Genomic DNA, 489 nt, shown 5'->3' with positions numbered 1-489 from the left:
CCAGCCCAGGCGCGGTCGACGTACGCCGAACCCGGGATGCCCTGGTTCATGTACTGCGTGTAGACGAACACCGGCAGCGACGCCATGCGGCCTTCGAAGAGGTTGTAGTTCATCGACGTGGCCATGCCGGCGGTGATGAGCAGCGGTGCAGTCTCGCCGATCACGCGGGAGATCGACAGCATGATGCCGGTCGTGATTCCCGCGATGGAGGTGGGGAGCACCACCTTGACGATGGTCAGCCACTTCGGCACGCCCAGCGCGTAGGCCGCCTCGCGCAGTTCGTTGGGGACGAGGCGCAGCATCTCCTCGGTCGAGCGGACGACGACCGGGATCATCAGCACCGACAGCGCCACCGCGCCCATGATGCCCATCCGCACGCCCGGACCGAAGAACAGTGCGAAGAGGGCGAACGCGAACAGGCCGGCGACGATCGAGGGGATGCCGGTCATGACGTCCACGAGGAACGTGATGCCCCGGGCGAGACGCTTC

General features: G+C 66.5%; 1 protein-coding gene. It reads right to left on the bottom strand.

Annotated features, from left to right (window positions below; genetic code table 11):
- Positions 1–489, bottom strand: a 489-nt coding sequence (locus NQ160_RS23770; protein ID WP_257517449.1) for a PstA family ABC transporter permease, incomplete at both ends; no start/stop codon positions are given.

The sequence above is a fragment of the Microbacterium sp. zg.Y909 genome (assembly GCF_024626565.1).
Note: the sequence above shows the minus strand (reverse complement) of the source record. Positions and strands in the feature narration are given on the sequence as shown.